Raw genomic sequence first — 8,585 nt, 5'->3', positions numbered from 1 at the left:
TCAGTGACGGTGAGTTAATCATTCGTGACCAAGATAAACAAACACAAGATATTAATGAACTCAGTCATGATACCGAAAATGCCCATAGCAAACTCAAACCAATCTTTAATAAAGAGGATGAGCAGACCAGACTAAACATTGTCACTAGCTTAAAAGAGTTAGGCGAACAGGTTAAAGAGCTCGAACGCACTATTCATAAAGATGCCGGTAAAGACTCAAAAGATGGCAAAATGGGCAATGACTTTAGTAAAGGCGTCGACTCAGCCGTATCAATTATTACCGGCATTATCACCGGCGATATGACCGGCGGTCTTGCTGGCGCCAGTGCGCCATGGCTGGCTGAGCAGATAAACATACAAGCCGGTGATAACGAAACCGCGAGGTTAGTTGCCCATGCAATATTTGGTGCGGTAGTGGCTGAACTGCAAGGCAACTCAGCATTATCAGGAGGTGTTGGTGCTGTGACCGGTGAAGTTGCAGCAGATATCATCCGCAAACAACTGTATGGCAAAGAAGTCAAAGATTTAACCGAAGAAGAAAAACAAACCATCAGCGCACTATCTCAACTAGCATCCGGCCTTGCAGTAGCTGCCGGCGGTGGTAATATTGGTGATGCCAGTGCGGCTATTAGTAGCAGTAAAAATGCGGTTGAGAATAACTATTTGAGCAAAGGACTACCAGATAGCTGTAGTACAATTTTAAATAATCAAGACTGGAAAAATCAGCAGGATGCCGATTACAATTTAAATAATCCAATCCTTATAGCAGAAAGGGCAAAAGATGCCCGATATATATTAAGTTATTTAGGTATGGATACCTCTTCGATGACGGATAAAGAGGCTGTTGATAAAGTCAATGAAATAGGATTAATGACTTCCGCAGGGATCATGGGAGCAGGAAAGGGGAAAGGATCAAGGAAAGACAACACTACAGGAAAGGTAAATCAAGTAAAACCACAGGTATTAGATCCAATTTATGCAAATGATACTTGGAAACCGATAAAACGTTTTGAACTTGTACAAAAAGATGGTGTTTGGTACACAGTAGGGAATAATGGAACTATGTTCAGAGCTAGGGGAACATATGATTATGTTACAATCAATGGGAAAATATATGTATCAAAGACTTCTTCACCGGGGCAAGATGTAGGTCATTTTGATATTTCAAGAGGAGCTAAGCAAGTTGATTATGCTGGTTCTGTTCAATTTGGATGGAATAGTGGGACAAGAGGTGTATTAAAAGGATTTGATAATTCGTCTGGTCATTATAAACCTAGTGCAAATGATGCTCATCAATCAGGTTTCCCATTAGATAAATTTAAAGGAATATATGATGTTAAATGAGATTATAAATAGGCTACCAGATGGTAGAGCTGAGAAAGATTTAGCTCGATATTTACGAACATTATCAGAAGATGAGATAGTTCTCTTAGTTGAGTCTTTACTTAGGCATGATTCAGCTATAATTAGGGGAACAATTCTAAAGTTGATACCTAAAATTATTAGTAGTCATCATGTTTTAATAAAATTTCTAGATATAGGACTTGCAAAGAAAAATGAATCAAAAATAAAGTTCTGGATTAATGCTACTTCTTCTGGTCTAGGTTATAAAAGGTTATTACAACATTTGTTAAAAGTAGCTGAAACAAATCCTGACTGGATTGTATATGCATGGTATCAGCTAGTACCTATAATTAAAAAAGAGGCTCCAGATCAAGTAGATAAACTACAAAAGATCAAAGATATTATCGACAATAATTTGTGTGATGAATTGAAAGATTTTTGGCAAAGAAATCAGAATGCAGTGCCTCTTTAATATGTTTTTTTGATAAAAAATATTCCAATAACCTATTCTCTATCAATCAGTTCTGCGATCTCTATCGCAGAACTGAGTTAATTATTTACTGAATATGCGATCTACTTCGCAAGTTGGACAATCAGCTTACCTTTTTTAGCGGTAATGGTGACAGGTTGTCATGTAGTGAATCCAAGTTCATTTAGTCCATTGTTTTTGATAGTACTTTTAAAATTTATATTGATAAGGTTGCGGATGTTTGAAAAACATGGAGTAAAAGGTGTAACTATTCATAATTTTGTTAGAAGTGCGCCAGAAGGAACTCTAATAAAAGTTAGAAAAAATGGAGATACTTTATGTTACAATCCAAAAACAAATATATTTGCTATAAAAAATGCAGATGGTACACCGAGAACAATGTATAAGCCGGAAAAAAGTATGGAATATTGGGATAAACAAAAATGATAGATATAAACGATAAGTATTTTTGTCCTTGTTGTGGAAATGAAACTATTAGTTCACCTGGAGAGTATGAAATCTGTAATATATGCGGCTGGGAAGATGATCCAGTTCAATTTGAAGATCCTGATTTTTCTGGTGGAGCTAATAAGATGAGTTTAAATGAAGCACGGATAGCATATATAAATGGAGATAAAATATACTAAAAAGCAGATCCCAGCCCCAAAACTGGGATTTTTTATATCTATAGTTTACTTCGTAAGTTCACCAGCGGCCTAGCTGGCGCTAGTGCACCATGGTTAGCGGAGCAGATAAAACTGCACACCGGGCATATGGGTGAAGATGGTAAATGGCAAACCGATGATATTGCCGGCAACTTAATTGCTCATGCAATACTTGGTGCGGTAGTGGCTGAACTACAAGGCAACTCAGCATTATCAGGAGGTGTTGGTGCAGTAAGCGGAGAGCTAGCGAGTAAAGTAATTATCAACACCCTTTATGGTGGTAAAGATGCCAGCGAGTTAACCGAAGAAGAAAAACAAACCATCAGCGCACTATCTCAACTAGCGTCCGGCCTTGCGGTTGCTGCCGGCGGTGGTAGTGTTGGTGATGCTAGTGCGGCTATTAGTAGTAGTAAAAATGCGGTTGAGAATAATTATTTGTCTGTTTATGAAGCCAAAAGAAAAAAAGATTTAGAATTTAAATTAAAAACGGGCAGTTTAACAGAACAAGAGATGATCGAATTATTATCTATTTATGAGAAAGATAAAATAACAAATGAGGAGATTGAACAAGCTTGTGTGGATTTAATTAGTAATCGTTGCCTAAGTTTACTTGATGAAGCCCGAAGAACCAAAAAAGAATATGAAGAATGGCGAGGAGGTTCTAGTACATTTTATCAATATTTGCATTATTTTCTAAATGATTATAAAAATATAAGTGCTCTTTTTGAAGGTAGAGAATATGAAAATATCATTTATGAACAAGATATTAGAAATTTAATATCTGATAACCCTAATATGTCTCGAGAAGAAGCTGAATTTATTTTATATGAACAGGCAAAGCGTGGTTATGAGGCAATTAACAATAAATATTCAAAAACGCAAGAATTGATTAATAGTTTTGCTATAGCATATTGGGGAGTATATGGAACAAAAGCTTCCAGATCAGAAGCACTTTTAAATAGGATGAAGTTTTATGAGTCAAAACAACTACAGGGAGAAATTTCACAAGTAGCAGATCAGATTCTGAATTACAATCGAACAGGTAGTGGTTTGAAACCAGATCCATCTCATCGAGCTGCAAGCTTTTTATCTAAAGAGCAATTAGAAGCTGGAAAAGTGTTTTCTATTTTTGGAAACGATGGAGTTAAACGAACATTATTGCAAACAAATGGTTCACTTGATGGCCGGAGTGGAATTTATGAGTACATTATAGATCCTAAAGGAACTGTTACTCATCAAAGATTTATTCCCGGTGGGATCATTAATGGAAAGCCTAATCAGAGATCAAAAAAATAATAGGTAATAATTATGAACTATAAAATAACAAAAAATGATATTAAACTTAATTGGCACGACTTATTATGGGGCTATGAGCACCATTTTTTGGGATGGAAAGATGTAGTCAACTATGCAAATAAAAAAATAATTGAAGAATCAAATTATGATGAATCAGTAATTGAATTATCAATGATAGATAAAACGACAACCTTTAAGATAGAAAAATTACTTAAAAATATAGTTAAAGAAGAGCGTTTTTATCATACTGATAAATGGTTATATATCATTCTATTAGATTTATTTAATAAACGAGATGAATTAGACGATCCTTTAGGAAAAGTTGAAGAGATTTATGAAAATTTCGATTATCCTGAAGAAATAGAATCTTTTGTAAGGTATATGCCAAATACTGATGATTATGATCCAAGTAAACACACGTATGAAGAAAATATTAATCGATTATATTCAAAGTGGGAAAATTATTTAATTTCAAAGAAAGAAAAGTTTATTGATTAAATACTAAATGATAGCCCTCTGCCTTAAAAAGATACCAACGAATTAACCGAAGATGAAAAGCAAACTGTTAGAGCTTTATCTCAATTAGCGTGCCTCTACAGGAGGTAATTTTGGTGATGCTAGTGCGGCTATTAATAGCAGTAAAAATTCGGTGGAAAATAATGGTTTGAGTTGGGCTGATGGTGGTAATGGTGGTAATTTTATTGGAATTCCATATGAAACTGGAGCAAATTTGGATAGTAACCTCGATGCCTATGCTCAAGGTTATTTGACAGAGGAAGAAATTATTCGGTTAATTGACGATATGAACTCAGGACGGTTCATGTATGACCCTTTAAGAGAGGATCTTAAACGTTTTCCAGAAGATCTTGCTATTTTGGTAACGCCGTATGGAGATTATATTGCCTTTAGAGATGCCGATAATTTGGGAGAGTATGCGATTGCATGTGTTGGGATCTTACCGATTTTTAAATATATCAAAATTGGTGGTAAAATAATAAAAGTAGAGACTAAAAGTGGTCTATCATTAATAAAAGAAGCTGAAAACGCCTATAAAGCAGGAGATATAACTAAGGGTAATCAGCTAATGAATCAAGCGGTAAGTCATGGTACTGAAGTTGAAACAACCGTAATTAGACAAGCCCATAGTTCAAATGCTGGAAAGGGGACAAGTGGAGCGGGACAAGCTGAAAATGCTGCTTCTGAGTTACCCGCTTTACCTCCGGGTAAACAAGGTACCGTTATTAAAAATGCACTAGAGCCACATGAATATCAACAAGCATTAGATATAGTGAAATATAAAGGTGGTACTTTTAAAGGAGCAGAAAAAGCAAACAATCCTGGTATTGATGGTTGGCTTGATGGGGTTCCTGTTCAATTGAAAGTTGTTGACGGAAATAGTATTAACGCTATTAGACGGAATATAGTGAAAGGCTCAAATAATATGAAAGATCATGGGTATAAAGGGGACCTATATATAGATGCTTCTAAAACAGGAGTTAGTATGAAAGAAATGATTGATCATTTTAAACCAGGCTCACCGGTATCCAACATTACTAAAGAAGGCACGGTAAATAATATATATATCAAAACTCAGGACGGTTGGTTAAATGTCACCGGTGGTTCAATTAAAAAGGGAGGGAGTAAATAATGGCTAATGAAATCATGTTTCCAATTAAAGAAACTCCCTCTTTCGATAAAGTAGTTAAAGGAGTTGTTAATAATCTTAAAGAGCTATTAATTGATACAAGAATGATTTCTATTGGGGTTTTAAATAATAGTGATTTAGATTTATCTCATGGTTTTATAATTATTCAAGATCATAGTAATGATAATATATGTTGGAGTAATTTTTCTTACTTTGAACCAGAAGTTAGAGATGTGTCAGAAGCTGATTTACCAATTATGTCAGGAGTAATCTATCGTGGAGAGAAAAACCGAAAATTTTCAGTGTTGATTACTTACATATTAGCTAAGCTTCTTGAAGCTAGAGTAATTTATGACGATGCTTATCTAGTACAGCGAAAAGAAGTCTATGCTGTAGAGGAATTAAAGCCTTTTGTTGAACAATATATAAAAGAGCTTTATCCAGTAAATGAGTAATGGAGCTCCCCCGCCTAATCAGCGGGGGGAGCTTTTATCGTTTTTCTAGATCTACACTATCCGGTTTTACACTCTGTAGATGGTTCTTTTGGCGCTACTTATAAATTCTATAGTTATTACTATACCCAAAATATCTATGAAACCAAGATTAAAACCACTGAGCCGGCGGAAATCATATCCGGGAATAATTTAGTGATTCAAGCTAAACATATCAACAATGATAATAGCAAAATATTATCAGGCAATGGCTTATTTATTGCTACCGCAACACTTAACAACCACTCATTAAAAGGTCAGAGAACGATTGATGAAAAAGGTACTAAGTTTTGGAATTATCGCCACAAAGGAAAAAAACGTGGTCGAACTGAATATACTAAACGCGCTAGGCCTTTTGATTATTTAAATAAATCAGTAACGTCAATTGATCTGCAGCTAGCCCAAGTGGTCGAACATACGCGGATTAATCATACCGCCCTCGCCTCAGAAAATCGCGACATGGTAAATGTCGAGAATCAGCATCATCTTAACGCGGTTAATGAAAATATCAAAACAAATAAATCGTTAAATCAATTGTCTGAGTCGGCGATTACTAATAACCCAGCAATTGGCAATATTAGTATTGCCGAGGCGGAAAATATAGCGGATTTATTCCAACCAACCACAGTTATTGAAACCGAAAATTGGGTAGATTCAACCCATTCCGCTATTGAAAGCAAGCCAAATAACTTGCAGCCGGACGAATCGATTACACAAATTGATAAACAGCAGTATGAAGCCTTAATCAGTTATGTTGAACCCAATACATCGATCCCACAAAACAGTATTTATATTGTTAATAAATCACCACAATCCAATTATTTAATCGAAACCGACCCAAAATTTACCAATCGCAAAAAATGGCTAAGTTCAGATTATATGTTCCAACGCCTGAGATTCGATCCGGATAATATTCAAAAACGGCTTGGTGATGGTTACTATGAACAGCAACTCATTCGTGAACAGATTGTCGGTTTAACCGGTCACCGCTATTTAGGTGATTATTCGAACGATATCGAACAATATAAAGCCTTAATGAATGCCGGTATTGAATTTGCACAAATTTACGGCTTAAAAATTGGTGCCTCTCTTTCAGCAGAGCAGATGCAATTACTGACCACCGACATTGTATGGATGGAAAGTAAAACCATCATGGTTGATGGACAAGCAATATCAGTATTAGTCCCACAAGTATATCTGGTAAACAGACCGCAACTGACCGCCGAAGGGGCATTATTAGCCGGTAAAAATGTCAATATTCAGGCGACCGACGATATTGAAACCTCGGGCTCGATCTTAGGTAAAGAGCACGTAGCATTATTAGCCAATAATATCAATAATCAGGGCATTATTGACGCTAACTCAATCAGTATTAAAGCGAAAGATACGATTAATAGCAGTGGCAAACTTACCGCTGGCAAACAGGTTTTATTGGCCGCCAATAATGATATCAATCTACAAAGTACCACGGCAACGACGGCAACCTATTATGGAAAAAATAAAAGTATTAATACTGTTCTTGATCAAGTATCTACCATCAGTGTAAAAGATGGTGATATCAGTTTACATGCTGGTCATGATATCAATCTTGGCGCAGCATTACTCATTAACGGTGGCGAAGCGGGTGAAACGGATATTATTGCCAACAATAATATTAATTTAACCACGTTAAAAACCCAAAGTAATCAGGAAGACTATTGGAATAAAAATAACTATCGCAAAGTTAATCTAGAAAATAGTGTTGGTACAGAAATCTTAACTAATAACGATTTAAACTTAATAGCGGGTAATGATATTAGAATTAAATCGGCCGAGATTTCCAGTAATAAATCGTTAAACTTACGAGCTAAACATGATATAGCTATCACTAGTGATCAAGAGCGGCTTCAATTAACCGACCATCATAAAACAACTAGCAAAAGCTTACTGAGTAAAGAATCAACTACCAGCCATATTGAGATAGACAACGCCACCCAAAAAGGCAGTGAACTTAGTGCCAATAGCGTAACGATAAAATCCGGTCATGATTTAGATGTATCTGGCAGTATGGTAATAGCAACCCAAGATGTCTATCTTAATGCAGGCAATAATGTAAATATTACTGCCGCGGAAGAAAACTATTACCGTTATGAAGAAAGAAAAACCAAAAAATCAGGGGTATCAACTAGCTCAAAAGGGATTAGTGTTGGTTCACAATCAACCAAGGCGACCTCAACCGCGAATGAAGTTAATCAATCACAGGCGGGAAGTTTAATTGGCACCTCAGGTGGTAATGTGATTATCGCTGCTAATAAACAAGTGACCATTGATGGCAGTGACATTATTGCCGGTCGCGCACAAGGGGATAATAAACGCGCAACCGGTCATATCGATATCAGTGGTGAAGATATTTTAATTATTCCGGGTCGAGATATTGTCGATAAAAAGCAGACTTACAAATCAAAATCTTCGGGAGTGGGTATTTCGTTTAGCAATCCAATAACGGATAGTATGCAAAATATGCGAGATATTTTCAAATCCTCGGGCGGTAAAGTCGAAAAAGCCAAACAATTTACCGGTGAACTGGCTGCATTAGCTATGGATATAGGTAACCCGGCCTCATTACCGATTTCGTACCATAAATCATCAACGAAAAGTCAATCAAGCTTACACGGTGAATACAGTAGTGGTAGTACA

Annotated in this window: 9 protein-coding genes and 1 pseudogene; all 10 read left to right on the top strand. The window is 36.1% G+C overall.

Features of this window, described 5'->3' with window-relative positions; genetic code table 11:
• The coding region (locus DKK79_RS14315) for a VENN motif pre-toxin domain-containing protein (RefSeq protein WP_181415337.1) at positions 1 to 1,343 on the top strand (1,343 nt) is incomplete at its 5' end.
• Positions 1,333 to 1,815: a hypothetical protein gene (locus DKK79_RS14310; protein ID WP_086321172.1), complete on the top strand. Its 483-nt coding sequence runs from the start codon at positions 1,333 to 1,335 to the stop codon at positions 1,813 to 1,815. The genes DKK79_RS14315 and DKK79_RS14310, both read left to right, overlap by 11 nt.
• Positions 1,816 to 2,049: 234 nt before the next feature.
• Entirely contained in the window at positions 2,050 to 2,259 is a 210-nt protein-coding gene (locus DKK79_RS14305; protein WP_110424629.1) for a hypothetical protein, read from the top strand.
• On the top strand, positions 2,256 to 2,459 hold the full coding sequence (locus DKK79_RS14300) for a CPCC family cysteine-rich protein (RefSeq protein WP_086321170.1): 204 nt from the start codon (positions 2,256 to 2,258) through the stop codon (positions 2,457 to 2,459). Before DKK79_RS14305 ends, DKK79_RS14300 begins: the two co-directional genes overlap by 4 nt.
• 126 nt (positions 2,460 to 2,585) lie before the next feature.
• A complete protein-coding gene (locus DKK79_RS14295) occupies positions 2,586 to 3,773 on the top strand; it encodes a VENN motif pre-toxin domain-containing protein (RefSeq protein ID WP_110424628.1) in 1,188 nt (395 codons plus the stop codon).
• Between the two features lie 12 nt (positions 3,774 to 3,785).
• The gene (locus tag DKK79_RS14290; RefSeq protein ID WP_110424627.1) at positions 3,786 to 4,271 is read left to right on the top strand and encodes a DUF2247 family protein; all 486 of its coding nucleotides are present in this window, start codon (positions 3,786 to 3,788) and stop codon (positions 4,269 to 4,271) included.
• A 36-nt stretch (positions 4,272 to 4,307) separates the two neighbouring features.
• Positions 4,308 to 4,379, top strand: a pseudogene (locus DKK79_RS15020) (VENN motif pre-toxin domain-containing protein); the annotation flags it as partial.
• 43 nt (positions 4,380 to 4,422) lie between these two features.
• Complete coding sequence (locus DKK79_RS14280; protein WP_110424626.1) at positions 4,423 to 5,421, top strand: hypothetical protein; 999 nt, start codon at positions 4,423 to 4,425, stop codon at positions 5,419 to 5,421.
• Positions 5,421 to 5,873: a hypothetical protein gene (locus DKK79_RS14275; protein WP_110424625.1), complete on the top strand. Its 453-nt coding sequence runs from the start codon at positions 5,421 to 5,423 to the stop codon at positions 5,871 to 5,873. Before DKK79_RS14280 ends, DKK79_RS14275 begins: the two co-directional genes overlap by 1 nt.
• 192 nt (positions 5,874 to 6,065) lie before the next feature.
• The coding region (locus DKK79_RS14270; protein WP_181415336.1) for a hemagglutinin repeat-containing protein at positions 6,066 to 8,585 on the top strand (2,520 nt) is incomplete at its 3' end.

This window comes from Gilliamella apicola, from assembly GCF_003202915.1.
Classification (GTDB): Bacteria; Pseudomonadota; Gammaproteobacteria; order Enterobacterales; family Orbaceae; genus Gilliamella; species Gilliamella apicola_Q.
Note: the sequence above shows the minus strand (reverse complement) of the source record. Positions and strands in the feature narration are given on the sequence as shown.